This is a genomic window from Limnohabitans sp. 15K (genome assembly GCF_002778285.1).
Taxonomy (GTDB): Bacteria; Pseudomonadota; Gammaproteobacteria; order Burkholderiales; family Burkholderiaceae_C; genus Limnohabitans_A.
Genome location: NZ_NESM01000004.1, coordinates 133,248 through 151,504, shown reverse-complemented (window position 1 = coordinate 151,504; position 18,257 = coordinate 133,248). Strand labels below are relative to the sequence as shown.

At 59.7% G+C, this 18,257-nt stretch carries 19 protein-coding genes; 13 read left to right on the top strand and 6 right to left on the bottom strand.

Annotated features, from left to right (window positions below):
- The first annotated feature begins 11 nt into the window (after window positions 1–11).
- Window positions 12–989 carry an alpha-E domain-containing protein gene (locus B9Z40_RS14165; RefSeq protein ID WP_100174008.1) on the top strand — a complete coding sequence of 326 codons (978 nt, stop codon included), beginning with the start codon at window positions 12–14 and terminating at the stop codon, window positions 987–989.
- A 28-nt stretch (window positions 990–1,017) separates the two neighbouring features.
- Here the strand turns inward: B9Z40_RS14165 and B9Z40_RS14160 are convergent, their stop codons facing one another.
- A complete protein-coding gene (locus B9Z40_RS14160; protein WP_100174007.1) occupies window positions 1,018–1,917 on the bottom strand; it encodes a transglutaminase family protein in 900 nt (299 codons plus the stop codon).
- A 15-nt stretch (window positions 1,918–1,932) separates the two neighbouring features.
- The gene (locus B9Z40_RS14155; RefSeq protein WP_100174006.1) at window positions 1,933–4,689 is read right to left on the bottom strand and encodes a circularly permuted type 2 ATP-grasp protein; all 2,757 of its coding nucleotides are present in this window, start codon (window positions 4,687–4,689) and stop codon (window positions 1,933–1,935) included.
- Between the two features lie 168 nt (window positions 4,690–4,857).
- On the opposite strand from B9Z40_RS14155, the gene B9Z40_RS14150 reads away from it, so the two are divergent.
- Complete coding sequence (locus tag B9Z40_RS14150) at window positions 4,858–5,661, top strand: alpha/beta fold hydrolase (protein WP_100174005.1); 804 nt, start codon at window positions 4,858–4,860, stop codon at window positions 5,659–5,661.
- Here the strand turns inward: B9Z40_RS14150 and B9Z40_RS14145 are convergent, their stop codons facing one another.
- Window positions 5,662–6,486: an undecaprenyl-diphosphate phosphatase gene (locus tag B9Z40_RS14145; protein WP_100174004.1), complete on the bottom strand. Its 825-nt coding sequence runs from the start codon at window positions 6,484–6,486 to the stop codon at window positions 5,662–5,664. It abuts the gene before it with no gap.
- A 184-nt stretch (window positions 6,487–6,670) separates the two neighbouring features.
- Here B9Z40_RS14145 and B9Z40_RS14140 point away from each other — a divergent pair, with 184 nt between their 5' ends.
- Genes B9Z40_RS14140 through B9Z40_RS14125 form a run of 4 tightly spaced genes read left to right on the top strand, consistent with a single transcriptional unit; the run spans window position 6,671 to window position 9,584 of the window.
- On the top strand, window positions 6,671–7,081 hold the full coding sequence (locus tag B9Z40_RS14140; protein WP_100174003.1) for a DUF2306 domain-containing protein: 411 nt from the start codon (window positions 6,671–6,673) through the stop codon (window positions 7,079–7,081).
- 19 nt (window positions 7,082–7,100) lie between these two features.
- Complete coding sequence (locus tag B9Z40_RS14135) at window positions 7,101–7,604, top strand: DUF6622 family protein (RefSeq protein WP_100174002.1); 504 nt, start codon at window positions 7,101–7,103, stop codon at window positions 7,602–7,604.
- Window positions 7,605–7,642: 38 nt separating this feature from the next.
- Complete coding sequence (locus B9Z40_RS14130) at window positions 7,643–8,761, top strand: sensor histidine kinase (RefSeq protein ID WP_100174001.1); 1,119 nt, start codon at window positions 7,643–7,645, stop codon at window positions 8,759–8,761.
- A 7-nt stretch (window positions 8,762–8,768) separates the two neighbouring features.
- Complete coding sequence (locus tag B9Z40_RS14125) at window positions 8,769–9,584, top strand: LytTR family DNA-binding domain-containing protein (protein WP_100174000.1); 816 nt, start codon at window positions 8,769–8,771, stop codon at window positions 9,582–9,584.
- A 17-nt stretch (window positions 9,585–9,601) separates the two neighbouring features.
- Here the strand turns inward: B9Z40_RS14125 and B9Z40_RS14120 are convergent, their stop codons facing one another.
- A complete protein-coding gene (locus B9Z40_RS14120; RefSeq protein ID WP_143473992.1) occupies window positions 9,602–9,970 on the bottom strand; it encodes a hypothetical protein in 369 nt (122 codons plus the stop codon).
- Between the two features lie 234 nt (window positions 9,971–10,204).
- Here B9Z40_RS14120 and B9Z40_RS14115 point away from each other — a divergent pair, with 234 nt between their 5' ends.
- A complete protein-coding gene (locus B9Z40_RS14115) occupies window positions 10,205–11,431 on the top strand; it encodes a cytochrome-c peroxidase (protein ID WP_158238106.1) in 1,227 nt (408 codons plus the stop codon).
- Here the strand turns inward: B9Z40_RS14115 and B9Z40_RS14110 are convergent.
- A complete protein-coding gene (locus B9Z40_RS14110) occupies window positions 11,424–12,635 on the bottom strand; it encodes an MFS transporter (protein ID WP_100174101.1) in 1,212 nt (403 codons plus the stop codon). The two genes, B9Z40_RS14115 and B9Z40_RS14110, sit on opposite strands and share 8 nt — an antisense overlap.
- A gap of 202 nt (window positions 12,636–12,837) precedes the next feature.
- Between B9Z40_RS14110 and B9Z40_RS14105 the strand changes: the two genes are divergently transcribed.
- From B9Z40_RS14105 to B9Z40_RS14090, 4 genes are read left to right on the top strand one after another with little or no spacing between them, the layout of a single operon-like run.
- Entirely contained in the window at window positions 12,838–14,697 is a 1,860-nt protein-coding gene (locus B9Z40_RS14105; RefSeq protein ID WP_100173997.1) for a glutamine--tRNA ligase/YqeY domain fusion protein, read from the top strand.
- 47 nt (window positions 14,698–14,744) lie between these two features.
- On the top strand, window positions 14,745–15,053 hold the full coding sequence (locus tag B9Z40_RS14100; RefSeq protein ID WP_100173996.1) for a nucleotidyltransferase family protein: 309 nt from the start codon (window positions 14,745–14,747) through the stop codon (window positions 15,051–15,053).
- Window positions 15,043–15,387 carry a DUF86 domain-containing protein gene (locus B9Z40_RS14095; protein ID WP_100173995.1) on the top strand — a complete coding sequence of 115 codons (345 nt, stop codon included), beginning with the start codon at window positions 15,043–15,045 and terminating at the stop codon, window positions 15,385–15,387. The genes B9Z40_RS14100 and B9Z40_RS14095 overlap by 11 nt, the downstream gene beginning before the upstream one ends.
- Before the next feature lie 53 nt (window positions 15,388–15,440).
- A complete protein-coding gene (locus B9Z40_RS14090; RefSeq protein WP_100173994.1) occupies window positions 15,441–16,067 on the top strand; it encodes a pyridoxamine 5'-phosphate oxidase family protein in 627 nt (208 codons plus the stop codon).
- A 75-nt stretch (window positions 16,068–16,142) separates the two neighbouring features.
- On the opposite strand, the gene B9Z40_RS14085 is transcribed toward B9Z40_RS14090, so the two are convergent.
- A complete protein-coding gene (locus B9Z40_RS14085; protein ID WP_100173993.1) occupies window positions 16,143–16,865 on the bottom strand; it encodes an SOS response-associated peptidase family protein in 723 nt (240 codons plus the stop codon).
- 76 nt (window positions 16,866–16,941) lie between these two features.
- On the opposite strand from B9Z40_RS14085, the gene B9Z40_RS14080 reads away from it, so the two are divergent.
- Window positions 16,942–17,478, top strand: coding sequence for a pseudouridine synthase (locus tag B9Z40_RS14080; RefSeq protein ID WP_100173992.1), 537 nt, complete (start codon window positions 16,942–16,944; stop codon window positions 17,476–17,478).
- Window positions 17,479–17,571: 93 nt separating this feature from the next.
- A complete protein-coding gene (locus tag B9Z40_RS14075; RefSeq protein WP_100173991.1) occupies window positions 17,572–18,210 on the top strand; it encodes an NAD(P)H-dependent oxidoreductase in 639 nt (212 codons plus the stop codon).
- Window positions 18,211–18,257 lie beyond the last annotated feature (47 nt).

The window sequence follows — 18,257 nt, the reverse complement described above, 5'->3', positions numbered from 1 at the left end:
AGAACACACACATGCTTTCAAGAACCGCCGACCACCTCTTCTGGATGTCCCGTTACATGGAGCGGGCGGAGAACACCGCCCGCATGCTCAATGTGAGCTACGAAACCTCGCTGCTGCCGCAGTCGGCCGCTGCTGCCCAAGCCGGATGGGAAGGCATCCTCTCGATCAGCGAGTTGCTGCCGGCTTACCTTGCCCAATACCAGAGCATCAATCCGCGGGACGTGATGGAGTTCATGGTGAAAGACGTGGACAACCCTTCGTCCATCATCTCTTGCTTGCGTGCGGCACGCGAAAATGCCCGCGCCGTGCGCGGCACCCTCACCACCGAGGTGTGGGAAACGCAAAACCAGACCTGGCTCGAAGTCAACCGCATGCTCAAAAACGGGGAGTTCGAGCGCGACCCAGGCCAGTTTTTTGAATGGGTGAAATTCCGATCGCATCTGTCTCGCGGCGTCACGGTGGGCACCATGCTGATGGACGAGTCGCTTTACTTCATGCGCATGGGCACGTTTTTGGAGCGGGCCGACAACACGGCGCGTTTGGTGGATGTCAAGTTCCACGCCATGCAAAACGACTTTTTTGGCGTACCGCAGTTCGGGGCGTCCGAAACCGAAGTCTCACAGGAATACGATTTTTACCACTGGAGCGCCATCTTGCGCAGCGTCAGCGGCTTCGAGGTGTACCGCAAGGTGTACCGTGATGTGATCCGCCCTGAACGTGTGGCGGAGTTGCTGATACTGAGGCCCGACATGCCGCGCTCGCTGCATGCCAGTCTGAACGAGGTGGTGTCCAACTTGAAGCTGGTGTCGCACGATGCCAACAGCGACACGCTGCGCCATGCGGGGCGTTTGCGCTCAGAGTTGGCCTTTGGCCGCATCGACGAAATTTTGGCCACTGGCCTACACGCTTACCTGACCCAGTTCCTGGAGCGGGTGAACGTTCTGGGGGGTCGCATCAGCCGGGAATTCTTGATGCCCCATTCAGCTTGAATCTGACAAGCCAGCAAGTCACACAGGCTCATTCATCCAGGGGCGCAACCGTCACGGCCACTTCGAGCGTGTGCGCACCGCCGCCTTGCAAGACGCCCCTCAGCGGCGACACATCGGCAAAGTCACGCCCCACAGCCAGGCGCACGTAGTCTTCGCCTGGACTGGCCAGGCCCGTGCGGTCGTTGGTCGGGTCCAGATCCAACCAGCCTTGGCAGGCATGACCGGCCAACTCGGGCAGGTAAACCGACGCCCAAGCGTGCGAGGCATCGCTGCCCACCAACCGGGGTTGGCCCGGAGGGGGTTGCGTCAACAAGTAGCCGCTGACATAGCGGGCCGGTAAACCCAGCGAGCGCAAGCAGGCCAACAAAATGTGGGCAAAGTCCTGGCAAACGCCGCGTTTGTCTTGCAGGGCTTCAAGCGCTGGGGTGTTGATGTCGGTGCTGGCTGTTTCATAACGGAAGTCGCGGTGCATGCGCGCTGTCAACTCCTGCGCGGCCTGCATGAGGGATCGCCCCGGCGCGAAACTGCTTTGCGCGTAGGCCAAAAACGCTTCGTGGACAGGTGCATGGTGAGAGCCAAACACAAAGCCACTGTGCACATCGCCGGGGTGCCCCCCTCGGTAGCGAAAGTGTTCACGCACCGATTCCCAGCTTTGCTCGGATGTACCGGGTGCAATGGCTGAGGTCTCCAGTTCGCTGTACGCGCGAACCATCAGGCCATCGTGCGGATTTGTCAGAGCCCAATAGGCCCGGTGGTTGAAAAAAGCATCGATGTTGTGCTGCACCGAAGCTTGGGGCTCCACCTGCATCCAGTGGCTGATGACCTGTTGGCATGGGGTGTTGGCCGGTTGCAAGTGCGCCACATGCTGCGCGGTTTGTACCGATGGACTGTATCGGTAGCGGGTTTCGTGGGTGATGGCCAGGCGCATGGTGAAGGGGGCGGGTCAAGCGCCGACGCTGTAGCGGGCTTCGCCGCTGTGGGTGAAAAACAGGCTGCACAGTTGGTCAGAGACCTCACAAGCCGCAGTTTGACAATGCGCCAAAGCGGCATGCAGTGGCAACGTGCTACCGGCTTGTGCCGGCTTGTTGTCTAAAGGCCAGAGCGACTCGGGCGTCATCTCAATCAGCTGTGGCACCAGCTCAGCCATGGGGGTGGTGGCCCCATCGGCCAAGTTGCCCATGCGGCGCAAGCGTGAGCGCAAGGTGTGCGCCACCCAGCCCAGTGAACGTGGATTGTCAGAGTGGGTCACCAACAAATCCATCAGTGCCTGGGGGGTGCGGCTTTGCTGGTACTGGGCATGAAAACTGATGGTGCTGTCAAACAGGTCGAGCACGGCGTCAAACCCCGCTTGCTCGCCGATCAGCCCCAACTGCACGGCTTCGGAGAGGGCGCTGGACAAAAATTGCAGGCGTTCGATGTGGCGTCCAATGGACAACAAGCGCCAGCCATCGTCGCGGCTCATGCGGTCGGTTTGTGCGCCGGTCAGTGCGGCCAGCATCTGGCTGGTGTCGGCCAGCAGGCGCTGCACGGCCAAAGTGTCAGGTGCCGCACTCTGTTGCTCGGGGCTGAAGAAGCGCGACTCGGTTTGTTCCAGCAAGCGCCAATGTTCGGGCGACAGGCGTTCGCGCACCGAAGCGGCGGCCAGTCGCACAGCACGCAAATTGAAGCCAACGCTGGTGGCCAGTTCTTTGTCCCACAGGCCAGCCACCAAAGAGCGCTCAAAAACCCGATGCGCTTGCGATGCGGCGGGCACCCCTACCCTCACCAGACCATGACGTGTGGCCATGCGGGTGATGAACTGGAGCAGGTCTGGTCTGTTCTGGTTCTCGCTGCCCAGAATTTCCAGACTCAGACGCACCAAGCGCAACGTGTTCTCGGTCCGTTCGGTGTAACGCCCCATCCAAAACAGGTTTTCAGCGGCACGGCTGGTGACCAGGCGCTGCCGCTGCAGGGCTGTGACATCGGGAATGGGCTCCGCCTGTGGCCGTGGGGTGGGAGGGGTCGGCTTGGGTGATGGGCTGGACGACTGCGACTGCGACTGCGACTGCGACTGCGACTGCGACTGCGATTGCGATTGCGATTGCGATTGCGACTGTGATTGCCGCTGTGAATGCGCCGTACTCGGTGTCGCACTCTGCACCCAGACATCGGCGCTGCTGCCACCCCGCTGCATGGAGGCGATGCCTTCGCGGGTGCCCAGGCGAGCCAAGCCGCCAGGCAAAACCTGCCAGTGACCTTGGGCGTTGGCCACGGCGAACACGCGCAACTCCACGGGCCGTGACTGAATGCAGGACGCACCATCGGCAGCGGTTTGCCATGTGGGTTGGTGCGACAAGGGCAGCCACGATTGCAGTGTGTGGGCATCCGGGTCACGCAGGATGCGCCCCGCCCACTCGTCTTGTTCGCGGCGTGAAAGCGCATGACCTTGGACAGGCTCAAAGCTTTGGCGGTCGGTGTTGTAGGGGTAGGTGGGCTTGATCACACAGCTGCTGATGCGTGGCAACACATCTTGCAGCGCAGCGGCTTCACCGCACCACCAGCTCGGAATGGCAGGCAGTTGCAGTTCTTCGCTCAGCAGGTCACGCGCCAGTGCAGGCATGAAACCCAGCAGTGCGTTCGACTCCAGAAAGCCCGAGCCCGGTGTGTTGGCCACCAAAACATTGCCACTGCGCACCGCTTGCAGCAAGCCGGGTACGCCCAGTGTGGAGTCGGCGCGCATTTCCAGAGGGTCCAGCCAATCGTCATCGACGCGCTTGAGCAAACCATGCACCTGCTGCAAGCCCTGCAAGGTTTTCAGATAAAGCTTTTCGTCGCGCACGGTCAGGTCATTGCCTTGCACCAAGCTCAGGCCAAGATACCGCGCCAGATAAGCGTGCTCGAAATAGGTTTCGTTGTACGGCCCGGGGGTGAGCAGCGCGATGTGGGCAGAAGCCCCGGCTGGGCTGCGGGCCTTGATGCCGTCAATCCAGGTGCGGTAGGTCTCTGCCAAGCGCTGCACTGGAAATGCCTCAAACGCTTGAGGGAACAGGCGCGACACAATTTGCCGGTTTTCAAGCAAATAACCCAAGCCCGAAGGCGCTTGTGTTCGTTGCGACAGCAGCCACCAGCAACCGTCAGGCCCGCGTGCCAAATCAAACGCGGCCAACGACAAATAGCGCCCCCCCACAGGGGGTACGCCGTGCATGGCGGGCAGATACGCCGGGTGGCCTTGCACCAAAGCCGCAGGCAGTTGACCGTTGAGTACAAGCTTTTGCGGGCCATAAGCGTCGGCCATGATGCGTTCTAGCAACTGCATGCGCTGCATCACACCGGCTTCAATTTGCTGCCAGTCCTTGGTGTCCAACATGAGCGGAAACAGGTCGAGCGACCAGGGCCGCTGAGGCTGATCGGCGGCGGCATAGACGTTGTAGGTGATGCCGTTGTCACGCACCTGCCGCTGCAAGTTGGCCATGCGGGCATTCAGGTCTGGCTGTTGGCCCGCGGTTTCCGAGGCCAGACGATCGGTAAATGTTTGCCATGCCCCGCTGAGCGCGCTGACGGTCTCTGCCAGAGGCGCGAGGGTTTTTGCCTTGGTCAATGGGGTAACTTGACCCCGCAGCTCATCCCAGTGACCCGCAGGGGCGCGCTCCTGTTGGAGCGCAAGCCATTTAGTGGCCTCGGCTTCATCGCCGCCAAGCTGTAGAGGCGAGGTGTCATTCATCAGACCATTGTCGCTTTATTTTGAGCTTTTTCACCTGGTTTAAGATGCCGCTGACTTCACTGCAACATGATCTCCGTTGGCCCGGACATCGGAAGACCTCACGCCAACGCTCTGTGCTCGCTTCGCCACGATGCGCCTCGTTCACCTGGATATCGGTTCCATCACCACATGACTCCTCGCATCATCTTCTCGCACGGCAACAGTTTTCCGGCCAGCACCTACAAGGTGATGCTCGAGAACCTGCGCCAGCGCGGCTTTCAAGTGGGTGCGGTGGAGATGTTTGGGCACGACCCACAATACCCAGCCACCAACAATTGGCCGCACTTGGTGCAACAGTTGGCCGACTTTGCCAAAACACAACAGGGCGATGGCGAACCGGCTTTTTTGGTGGGTCACTCCTTGGGTGGCATTTTGAGTTTGATGTGCGCCGCCCGCCACCCGGAACTGGCACGCGGCGTCTTGCTGATCGACTCGCCAGTAATCGGTGGATGGCGCGCCACCACCCTGGGTTTGGCCAAACGCACACCTCTGATTGGCTCCCTTTCGCCAGGGCGCATCAGCCAAAAACGTCGCAACCACTGGCCCGATGCCCAAGCAGCCCTGGAAAGCTTTCAGCAGAAAAAGTCTTTTGCCCGTTGGGACCCACAGGTGCTGCAGGACTACATTGAGTTTGGCACCCACGATGCCGACGGCCAACGCGTGCTGAGCTTTGACCGTGACGTGGAAACCGCCATCTACAACGGCCTGCCCCACAAACTGGACAGCTTGCTCAAGCGCCATCCCCTTAAATGCCCAGCTGCATTCATCGGCGGCACCCACTCGTCTGAAATGCGTCAAGCTGGCGTTGATCTGACCCACAAGGTGGTCAAGGGCCGCGTCATGATGCTGGACGGCTCCCACCTGTTCCCGATGGAAAAGCCCATCGCCACGGCCGCGGCCATTGAGGCATCGCTGCGCAACATGGGGGCTTGATCAAGCCGCCCAGGTCACCATGCCTGTGTAACTGGTGCCCAGCACCACCAGACCAAACACGATCCGGTACCATGCAAACACCTCAAAGCTGTTGGTTGAGATGAACTTGAGCAACCAGCGCACACACACCCAAGCGCTCAAAAAAGAGAACAACAAACCCACTGCAAACATGGGCGCATCGGTCACGCTGAGCAAGGCACGCTCTTTGTAAAGGCTGTAAGCACCCGCACCAATCAATGTGGGAATGGCCAAATAAAAAGAAAAGTCGGTCGCCGCCTTGCGCGACATGCCAAGCAACATGCCACCGATGATGGTTGCACCGCTGCGGCTGGTGCCTGGAATCATGGCCAGGCACTGCACCAAGCCCACCTTGAGCGCATCACGCCCGCGCATGTCTTCGACCTCGTGAATGCGCACCTTGCTGACTGGGCGTCGCTCGGCCCACAAGATGATGAAGCCGCCAATGATGAAGGTGGTGGCCACCACCGCAGGCGTGAACAAATTCGCCTTGATGGCCTTGCCGAACAGCAGGCCCAAGATGACCGCAGGCACAAAAGCGATGAAGACATTGAGCGCAAAACGCTGGGCATCGGCGCTGTGCGGCAAGGCACGGATGGTCGTGTTGATTTTTTGCAAATACACAATGATCACGGCCAAGATCGCCCCAGTCTGAATGGCGATGTCAAACACCTTGGCCTTGTCATCGTCAAAACCCAGCAAGGCCCCGGCCAGGATCAAATGCCCGGTTGAAGAAATCGGCAAAAACTCGGTCAAACCTTCGACCAGCCCCATCACGGCGGCTTTGAGTAACAAAACGGTGTCCACAAACGCTCCTGAAAACTGAAGTCGATTATCGCTGTTGGCCCTTGCATGCACTTGCGTTCGCGCTGCATCGCTGCAACTGACGCCGAAAACCTGCCGTTTTGTCGCATCCTGCTTCTCAAAGCTTTGTGAAGGCCTCACAGTCGAGCCTCATCCCACCCACCACAACCATCCCAGGAGGAACAGCATGCAAATGTCACCCGTGATCGCCACCCACATGAGCTTGGCCTTGGCTGCCTTGGTCATGGGGCCCGTGGCGCTGTGGTCGCGGCTGGGCACGACCCGCCCGCGCCTGCACCGGGGCATGGGTTACGCCTGGGTCACCTGCATGGCAGGCGCGGCCTTGAGCGGCATCTTCATCCATGACTATGGCTTGCCCAACTGGGCGGGCTACACCCCCATCCACCTGCTCGTGCCTGTGACTTTTTTCAGCCTTTACAAAGGCTTGAGCGCCATTGCCCACGGCCAGGTCAGCCTGCACCGCCGCACCATGCAAACGACCTACATCCTGGCTTGCGTGGTCACAGGCCTGTTCACCTTGCTGCCCCAGCGCTATCTGGGCCAACTGGTCTGGGGCCAGTGGCTGGGCTGGCTTTAACTTCAAGAAAGCAATCCACATGCAAATACTCCAACACATCCCCGTCTGGGTTTTCTTCCTGCTCTTGGGCTTGATCGCTTTGGGTTTGCAGCAAACGCGCACACGGCACATCCCCAAGCCTCGGCTGCTGGGCATCAACATCGCGCTGACGGTCTTCACGTTGGTGGGGGTGATTCAACAGTGGTCACCCACGCCTTGGCTGGCACTGGGCCTGCTCAGCTGGGCCGCCAGCTGCGCTTTGGTGGCCTGGGGCTTGGGCCAAGGCGCTGCCCCCGCAGGCGCCAGCTACGACGCCGACACGCGGCGATTCACCGTGCCCGGCAGCTGGCTGCCCTTGGCCTTGTTCATGGCCATCTTTGTGTGCAAATTTGTGGTCGGCATGCTGACCGCCACCGCGCCTGAGCACATCCACAACCTGAACGCCGCCATCGGCATCAGCGCCTTGTATGGCTTCTTTTCTGGCGTGCTCAATGCACGGGCTTGGCGTTTGCTCAAATTGCAAACAGACACCGTGCGGGTTTGAACTCGCGCTATTCTTCAAGCAAATGCTCTAACCACAGCATGCCCCTTAACCACCTCTTCGCCTGGCTCCCCGTCGACCAGCGCAAACCCCTGCTGCACCGCCTGCTGATCGTGTGGGCGGTGTCGCTGCCCATCGCTTTGGCCACCTGGATCGGGCACAAAAGCGATGGCCTGCCGCACCGCTTTGAGGTATCGCTGGTTTACGCCTACGCCATCTCGACCTTCATCTGGCTGTTCACCGATGTGTCGCGCTTTGTGTTCAAGCACCTGCTGCGTGTGCAAGGGCCGTTTTATTGGCCACCTGCACTGCGCGTCAGCCTGATGCTGGTGATGGGCATTCCGCTGGGCTATGTGCTGGGCACGTTGGTGGGCGACGCCTATACGGGCTGGTCCACCTGGGATTTGTGGCGCCTGAACACCAACCGCTTGGCGGGCATGGTGGTCAGCTCGGTGGCCATCAGCGCCGCGTTTGTGGCGTTCTTTTACCAACGCAGCAAAGCCGAATCGCTGGCCAGTCAGGTCACGCAGGCGCAGCTGATGCTGCTGCAGTCACAGCTCGAACCCCACATGCTGTTCAACACGCTGGCGCATTTGCGGGCGCTAATCGGGCACGATACAGAGCGTGCTTTGGCGATGCTGGACCATCTGAACGACTACCTGCGCACCACCTTGCACGCCTCGCGCCAGCCACTGCACCCGTTGGCGGATGAGTTTTCGCGGCTCGCTGATTACCTGAGCCTCATGGCCATACGCATGGGGCCACGGCTGGTGTTTGAACTCGACCTACCGCCCGCACTGGCCGCCACCCCAGTGCCCAGTTTCATCTTGCAACCCCTCGTCGAAAACGCCATACGCCACGGGCTGGAGCCGGTCGTGACCGGAGGCCGCATCGAGGTGCAAGCCCGCGCCGAAGGCCAGCAACTGCTGCTGACGGTTTTTGATAACGGCTGCGGCATCAGCGAACTGGCTTTGGCCGAGTCGACTCGCTCATTGATGCCTGGTCATGAACGCCCAACAGCATCGTGGGGCATGGCCCATGTCCGCCAGCGCCTGCACACCTTGTATGGAAAACACGCAGACATGCACATCAGCCCTGTGGCCACAGGCGGCACCTGCGTGGTGCTGACTTTGCCTTTGACAAACCTTTTTGAGGGGTGAGTTCCACATGAACACAACCGCCACAGCCCTGATCGCCGAAGACGAACCGCTGCTGGCGCAAGCCCTGCAACGCGAGCTGAGCGCCCTTTGGCCAGATCTGCGCGTGCTGGCCACAGCAAACGACGGCCTGAGCGCGGTGCAATTGGCGTTGCAACACCACCCCGATGTGCTGTTTTTCGACATTCGTATGCCGGGCCAAAGCGGGCTCGAAGCTGCAGCCGAGCTGGCCGAGGAATGGCCTGAAACCCAAGCCTTTCCGCTGTTGGTGTTTGTGACGGCTTATGACCAATACGCCATTGCCGCGTTTGAAGCGCAGGCGGTGGACTACGTGCTCAAGCCTGTGCGTGCTGACCGGCTGGCCCAAACCGTGGCGCGGCTGCAAAAGACCTTGCACCTGCGACATCACGCCCCCAACACAAGCGACAAAATGGACCCTGTGCTCCAGCAACTGCGCGCCTTGCTGAGCGCGCCCCCCGAAGCCGCCAAACCTGAGGCCCCTTTGCAAATGATCCAAGCCAGCGTGGGCAACCAGCTGCGCATGATCCCTGTGGCCGATGTGATGCAACTGGAAGCGGCAGACAAGTATGTTCGTGTGTTCAGCCGTGACGGCAGCGAAGTTCTGCTGCGCACCCCCCTCAAAGAACTGATGCAACGGCTGGACCCGCAAGTTTTCTGGCAAATCCACCGAGGCTGCGTTGTGCGCGCCACCGCCATCGAATCCGTCACACGCGACGAATCAGGGCGTCTGAGCCTGCGCTTGAAAGGTCGCAGCGAAAAAATGAGCGTGAGCCGCCTCTACGCGCATGTGTTCAAGGCCATGTGAACCCAGGTTCATGGCCATCAACGACGCCAGTCGTGGCCACCATGGCTGCTGCGGTCGTCACGTCGCCCCCACCGACCGCCATCGCTGCGGTCATCACGGCGGTCATGGCCGTGTTGCCAACCAGGGGCCGGGCGATAGATTTGAGGCGCATAAACCACCCGAGGTGGGGGTGGGGGTAAGTAAATGACCCGAGGGGGCGGTGCATAAAGGACCTGGCCGGGCACCCCGATCTGCGCTTGAATTGGAAAATGGCCAAGACGGGAATGCACGACCACCGAAGGCTCAACGGAGACCGGATGGGCACAGCCCACTTGGGTCAGGCCCAACACCAAACTGCCCATGAGCAGGGCTTTGCGAGACCAGGTTTTGAACATCAGCGTTGACATGTGGGTTCCTCTGAAAAGGATGACAGGCCAAAGGCCCGCCTATGTCTTTAGCGCGCAAGCCCGGTCTGCGGTGGACAACGCCTGCTTGGCAATGGTTTCCATTCGTAACCACTGTTGACGACCTGTATGGATTTAGACAGCAGGGGTCTGATCTTGAAAATATCTAAAACTTACAAAGTTTCACACTTTTTGTTTTCCTTAAAGTTATATTCAGCGCTCTCAACGAGGCACAAAATGAAAACCAATTGGATTCAAAAAACCCACCGGACCACCCAAAAATCATTGGTAGCTCTTTGCGTACTGGTGGCTCTGGCCTTGAGCGCTTGCGGCGGGAGTGGCAATAGCAGCGCAGACAGCAATGCTGCCGTGGTGGATCCTTACCCCGGTGTCAAGGCCTACACCTCGTTGGATTTGAACGCCCCACTCAATTACACGTCGCCCACTTTATTGGCCCACTACGATGCCGATTTGTTGGCCACCCGCAACTCAACACCCGCCAATTCAACCACCGACAAAGGCGCCACACTGGGGCGTGTGTTGTTCAATGACACACGTTTGAGTTTCAACAACACCAAATCCTGCGCGTCTTGCCATGTTCAAGCCAATGGTTTTGTCGACCGAGCCCAGTTCAGCACAGGTTTTACAGGAGGCCAAACGACGGCCCATGCCATGCGCCTGGGCAATGTGGCCTTTTACCAAGGCAACCGCATGTTTTGGGATAAACGGGCAGCAAGTTTGGAGGTCCAAGCGACCGATCCGATTCAAAACGCCATCGAGATGGGTTTCGACGCCACACACGGTGGCTTCAGTGCACTGGTTTCCATAATGCAAACCCTGCCTTACTACCCCGAATTATTCAAATGGGTATTTGGCGATGAAGCGATCTCTGAGGTACGCGTTCAAAATGCTTTGGCACAATTTCAGCGCAGCATGATTTCTGCCAACAGCAAGTGGGATCGGGCCTATGCCGTGGTTTACGCCAACAACGGCAGTGTCAACAGCCCACAAAATTTTGGGCGATCCTTGGCTGGCAACAACATTCCTGAAGCCGATCGCTTCACAGCCTCCGAAGACAGAGGTCGGGCATTGTTCATTCAAGGCCCAAACAATGGCGGCAAAGGCTGTGCAGGCTGCCATCAGCCGCCCACCTTTTCACTGGACCCCAACTCCAGAAGCAACGGACTGGATTTGAATGAAACCGTGATTTTCAAATCACCCTCGCTCAAAAACGTCGCGCTCGATGGACGGTTCATGCACGATGGCCGCTTTAGCACTTTGGAAGAAGTGTTGACACATTACGCAACAGGCATTCAGGCTGGCCCAGCCAGAGACAACCGTCTGCCTGCAGGCGGCATCCCCATGACTGCGCAAGATCAAGCCGATATCGTGGCTTTCTTGAAAACGTTGACCGACTCGACGCTCAACACCGACACACGCTTTGCCAGCCCGTTTATCAAGTGATTGAGTTGGCTGCGTGCCTTTGGCGATGGCGACGCACATGCAAGACGGCCAAATACAAAGACGCCACCTGCAGCAGGGCGCAAAAGAAAAACGGTGCGCCTATGCGCCAATCGCCTTGCGGGTAGTGCGACACCACAGCCAGCATGGGAGCGCCCAACAAGGGCGCCAGCACCGCCATCAGACCGTTAAGCGAACTGACAGCGCCCATGGTCTGCCCTTGGCTTTTGCTGTCGGCCGCCGATGAAATCATGCTTTGCACCGAAGCTGTCACTGTGCCGCCCAGCAAGTTGAAGGCAATCACGGCGTACATCATCCAGCCCTCGGTGGCTGCGCCCCACAAGGTGTAGGCCAATACAGAGGACACCAAACCCCAAATCGCCAGCTGTTGGGGCAAAAAGCGCTTGAGTAAACGCCCCAGCAACACCCCTTGCACCAGCACCGCCACAATGCCGACCACGGCCAAAGACCAGCCGTTTTCTCGTGGCCCCCAGCCAAACTTGAAGCTGTTGTAGAGCACCCACACCGTGTACAACACAAATTGCGCCAAACCACTGAAAGCCACCACCCCCACCAAGGGGCCCACGCCTTTGAGTTGCCCCAACTTGCGCAGCGACGTGGCCGGATTGGCCGAACGCCAGCTGAAGGCCTTGCGGTTGTGCACAGACAGGGACTCGGGCAACACAAAGTAGCCGTAAAGTAAATTGATCAGGGTCAGGGTGCCCGCCAGGTAAAACGGCAAATGCAAATTCACCGCCCCCAGCAGACCGCCCACCACAGGCCCGACGATGAAACCCACGCCCATCATGGCCCCCAAAAAGCCAAACCGCTTGGCGCGCTCCTCGGGGGCTGAAATGTCGGCCACATACGCATTGGCAACGGCCACGTTGGCCTGCATGGCGCCGCCCAAAGTGCGGGCGATGAGCAAACCCATCAAAGAAGTGGTCATGGCCGTGCCAAAAAAGCTCACTCCCAAACCCATGAAGCCCAACAACATCACGGGCCTGCGCCCGAAACGGTCAGACAAGGCCCCCAAAATCGGCGAAGCCACAAAGTTGGCCAAACCAAAAGCAGCCGCTACCACGCCGTACCAAAACGCCTGATCGGCCGGGTCGGTGGCAAAACTGGCCACCAGCGTGGGCAATACCGGCACGATCACACCAATGGCCGCCATGTCGATCAACACAGCGATCATGATGAAAGGCATGGCCGCCTCACAGGAACGTAATTTTTTGAGCATTGGGGAGAAATCGCTTCCGAGTTAAGCAAGGCAGGCCGAACAAGCAAAGCGACGTCCAACGTAGGGGCATTTTAGAACCCGCCACGAACCCGCTGGTCAACACACCAAAGGCAAAGAAAAATTGCCTGGTGCCACAAAGTAAGCTGGGGCTAACCCATAAAATCAAATCATGACTGACACGACCCCCAACGCCCCACATTCAAAGCCTGCTGCACCTGCCAATGCGGCACAGCCCGAACACAAAGTCAGCAACTTCCTGCGCCAGATCATCGAAAAAGACTTGGAACAAGGCACTTACGCCAGCCGCCGCTGGGCAGGCAGCCCCGGCGACGCCGCGCACCACGCCGCAGGCCAACCCGACCCAGCCAAGATCCGCACCCGCTTTCCGCCTGAGCCCAACGGCTACCTGCATGTGGGCCACGCCAAAAGCATCTGCATCAACTTCGGGCTGGCGCAAGAGTACGGCGGCGTTTGCCACCTGCGCTTTGACGACACCAACCCCGAAAAAGAAGATACCGAATACGTCAACAGCATCATCGACGCGGTGAAGTGGCTCGGTTTTGACTGGGCCCAGTTGGGCCAAACCGCTGGCAGCGCCGCGCCCTACCAGGCCAGCGACTACTTCGACTTCATGTACCGCGCTGCCGAGGCCTTGATTGAAGCCGGCCACGCCTATGTGGACGAACAAAGCGCAGAAGACATGCGTGCCAACCGGGGCGACTTTGGCAAGCCCGGCGTGGACAGCCCTTTCCGCACCCGCACCGTCGCAGAAAACCTGGCGCGATTCCGAGAAATGCGCGACGGCAAGCTGGCGGACGGCGCCGCCGTGCTGCGTGCCAAGATCGACATGGCCTCGCCCAACATCAACCTGCGCGACCCGGCCATCTACCGCATCCGCCGCGCCACCCACCACCATACGGGCGACACCTGGTGCATCTACCCGATGTACACCTTTGCCCACCCCATCGAAGACGCGCTGGAGCAAATCACCCACAGCATCTGCACGCTGGAGTTTGAAGACCAGCGCCCGTTTTACGACTGGCTGATGGAGCGCCTGTGCGAATGCAAACTGCTGGCAGCGCCCGCGCCCAAGCAATACGAATTTGCCCGCCTGAACCTGACCTATGTGATCACCAGCAAACGCAAGCTGGCGCAACTGGTCAATGAAGGCAAAGTCAGCGGCTGGGACGACCCGCGCATGCCGACCATCGTGGGCCTGCGCCGCAGGGGCTACACGCCTGAGAGCCTGCGCCTGTTTGCCGACCGCATTGGCGTGACCAAAAGCGATTCCTGGATCGACTACAGCACGCTCGAAGGGTGCCTGCGCGAAGACCTGGAAAACAAAGCCCACCGCGGCATGGCCGTGCTCGACCCCGTCAAGCTCGTGCTGACCAACTGGGCAGAGGCCTTTGGCAGCGACGGCTACACCGAAGCCTGCACCCAACCTGCCCTGCCTCACTCGGCCATTGCCGAAGGGCAAACGCCCCCAGCCGACCGCACGTTCCTGATCGGCAAAGAAGTGTGGATTGAGCGCGAAGACTTTGAAGAAGTGCCGCCCAAGGGCTACAAACGCCTGTTCCCCGGGAACGTGGTGCGCCTGAAAGGCGGCTACGTGATCGAGTGCACAGGCTGCGCACGCGACGCGGCGGGCCAAGTGACCGAAGTGCACGCCAAACTGATCCCCGGCACGAAGAGCGGCACGCCCGGCGCCGACAGCGTCAAAGCCAAAGCCGCCATCACCTGGGTGGGCGTGGCCGACGGCGTGAAGGCCGAAGTGCGCCTGTACGACCGCCTGTTTGCCGAAGCGCACCCCGACGCGGGCGGCAAGGACTTCTTGCAGTCTCTCAATCCGGACAGCTTGAAGGTCGTCACGGCCTATGTGGAGCCGTCACTGGCCCAAGCACAGCCGGACCAGAAGTTCCAGTTTGAGCGCTTTGGGTACTTTGTGGCTGACCGCTTGGATCATGTGGCGGGAGCCAAGCCGGTGTTCAATCGGGTGACGGGGTTGAAGGATAGCTGGGGCAAGTGACAGCGGCTTAAATTAGCCTTGCTGCAGAACCTCGCTAAACTTGCCCCATGCACCCCGCCATTGCCCAACACCGCGCCGATATTTCGGCTATCTGTCAGCGATACCAAATCCGCCGACTGGAGGTGTTCGGCTCGGCCGCCCGTGCCGATGACTTTGACGCCGAGCGCAGCGATGCCGACTTTTTGGTGGAGTTTTCACCCGAGGCACCCGCAGACTTGCACCGCTTTTTTGGCATCAAGTCAGAACTGGAAACACTGCTGGGCCGGGGAGTAGATCTGATCGAGCTTGGTGCGGTGCGCAACCCCTTTGTGCTGGCCAGCATCAACCAGCACCGCGAGTCAATTTATGCAGCGTGACCCTCGCGCATTTTTGTGGGATGTGCGAGAAGCGGCGTTGGCCATCCAAACCTTCACGACAGGATTGGACGTTACCGCCTACGAAAACAATGAACTTGTACAGGCAGCCGTTGAACGCAAGTTTGAAGTGATTGGGGAAGCCCTGAACCAACTCTCTAAGTTGGATGCAACCATGGCCGCTCAACTGCCCGACTTGCCGCAAATCGTGGCGTTTCGCAACCAACTGATCCATGGCTACGCCACGGTCAACCCGAGCACGGTGTGGACCATTGCTCAAAATTCACTGCCCGGCTTGATCACTGCTCTTCAGGCTTTGTTGAACGAACAGGCTTAAGAATTGGGTTCAAGTAAACCCAATTTGGGTATTTCTCCTCTCCGCAGCTCCCCATGACAGCCCAACACATCACCACCCTCGAAACCCTCCGCACCCTTTACGGCCCGGCAGGAGAACGCGCACTAAAAAAAGAAATGCCGTCGCTGGACTCGCATGCGATCCGCTTCATTGAACTGTCGCCGTTTGTGGTTTTGGCCAGCAGCGATGCAGATGGGCACATGGACGCTTCACCGCGCGGGGGTGAGCCGGGCTTCGTCAAGGTGCTGGATGCGCAGACGCTCTTGGTGCCTGACTCGCCGGGCAACAACCGGCTGGACACGCTGGAGAACATTGTCAGCACCGGGAGTTTGGGTTTGCTCTTCATGGTGCCGGGGTTTGACGAGACTTTGCGCATCAACGGGCAAGCGGTTTTGAGCATCGACCCGGCCGACTTGGCGCTGTGCGTGGACGCTAGGCGCTCACCCAAGCTGGTGATCCGCGTGACGGTGGAATCGGTCTATCTGCATTGCGCCAAAGCCTTCATGCGTTCGCAGCTTTGGGATGCATCGCGGCACCCTGAGCGCAGCAAACTGCCCACCATGGGTGAGATGCTGCGCGACCAAATTCAGGCCTTCAAGGGCGAGACGATTGAGATCGAAACGCAGGCCGAGATGGTGCAGCGTTACCAGCAGTCGCTTTGAGCTGAGGACTCGACTGTTCGGCGTGTCATGACGGGTTGATGTACCTGGCCACCCGTGTTCACGGGTATGGCGCAACTACTTTTTCTGTACTGGGTTGGCCAACAACAGGTTGGTCGGGTAGGCGCGCATGAACTCGCGGGCTTTTTCCAAAGGCGCAGTGAGCCAAGCGCCATAAGCGCCTTCGTTCAGGATGGCAGGCATGCGTTTTTCGTTGCCGTTTTGGCCATAGCGGTTCATCAGCGCGTGGCTGTTGGCGTTCACCGTCAGCAGCGTGTAGCTCACAATTTCTTCGTCGCCCTGGGTCCAACGCTCCCACAAGCCCGCCACCCCCATGGGTTTGCCATCGACCCGCGCAATACGTGTGGGCACCGCCTTGCCGCTGCGCCAGTCGTCTTCTAAAAACGCTTGCATGGGGATGATGCAGCGCTGCGCATTCAGCCACGTCTCGCGCGTGGGCGTGGCGGTGCTCATGGTTTCGTAACGGGTCACGGCCAACTTGGTCGAGCGCAGTTTGGCGTCTGACGCCGACTTGACCCAAGTGGGCACCAAACCAAACTGGCCTTGGACCAGCTGCAAGACCAACGGGGTCGCCGGGGCAACGGAAGGAGTGGACTCGGGCGAAACGGGCTGTGCGATTTCAGTTTCTGGCGACCCGACTTCGGCGGATGCGGTTTTGCGGATGAAAAATCCCTGCTGGCGCGGCCAGACTTCTTTACCCAGCAAGGATTCGGGGGGGCTGATGCCAAAGGCCTCGGCATAAAGGTCGGCGCTTTTCAGGCATTCGTATTGGGTACTCATGCGGGCGATGCTAACCCACGCTCTACAGGTGAGGGACCTGATACGCTTTGGCCTCGATGACAAACCCTGCTTATTCATGCTGATCCGCTTCAACAAACCTTATGGCGTGCTCAGCCAGTTCACCCCCGAGGGACGCTGGACCGGGCTGATCGACCACATCGACTTGCCCGGCGTGTATGTGGCCGGGCGCCTGGACGCCGACAGCGAAGGTTTGCTGCTGCTGACCGACGACGGCCAACTGCAGGCCCGGATTGCCGACCCGCGCTTCAAGATGGAGAAGACCTATCTGGTGCAGGTCGAGGGCATCGTGACCGACCAAGCGCTGACCGCTTTGTGCCGGGGCGTGACGCTGAACGACGGCCCCACCCTGCCCGCCCGCGCCCGCTTTGTGGCGCCGCCTACTGACCTGTGGCCCCGCAACCCACCGATTCGGGAGCGCAAAAGCATTCCAACGACTTGGCTGGAACTGTGCATCCGAGAAGGCCGCAACCGCCAAGTGCGGCGCATGACCGCCGCTGTGGGTTTGCCCACGCTGCGCCTGATCCGCACCGCTGTGGGGCCTTACAACCTGAACGATTTACCCACAGGCACTTGGCAAGAAATCACGGCCTGAACGCGCCCTTTGCTGGGTTGCTGAAGCGCAGGTGACCTCAAGGGTCTGCGTCTTCGGACACAATCACGCATCTTTCAACTTAAGAGAACCTCCATGTCTGACTTGCTGAACAAACTCGAATGGCGCTACGCTTGCAAAAAAATGGACCCGACCAAGGTCGTGGCCCAAGACAAGGTCGACCGCATTGTCGAAGCCGCCCGTCTGGCCCCCACATCGAGCGGCCTGCAGCCTTTCGAAATCATCGTGGTGACCAACGCTGCCGTGCGCGAGCAGATCAAGCCCAAGGCCTGGGGCCAAGCCCAGATCACCGACGGTTCGCACCTGCTGGTGTTTGCCGCTTGGGACAACTACACGGCCGATCGCATCAACATGATGTTTGACCTGACCAACGCACAACGCGGCGGCACCAACGAAGGCTGGGAAAACTACCGCCAGATGTTGCTCAAGAACTACCCTGCGCGTACGCCTGAAGTCAACTTCGAGCACGCCGCACGTCAGGCTTACATCGGTTTGGGCGCATCCCTGATCGCAGCCGCTTTTGAAGAAGTGGACGCCACGCCCATGGAAGGCTTTGACCCGAAAGCCGTGGACGAAATCTTGGGCCTGAGCGCTCGCGGTCTGCGCAGCGTGGTCATCGTGCCCCTGGGCTACCGCGCCGCCGAAGGTGACTGGTTGGCGAACCTGAAAAAAGTGCGTCGCCCCACCGCCCAGTTTGTGACCGAAGTCAAATAAGAAGCGCCAAAACCTGAGGCGCTTTGGGCAACAGATTTTCTATGCCC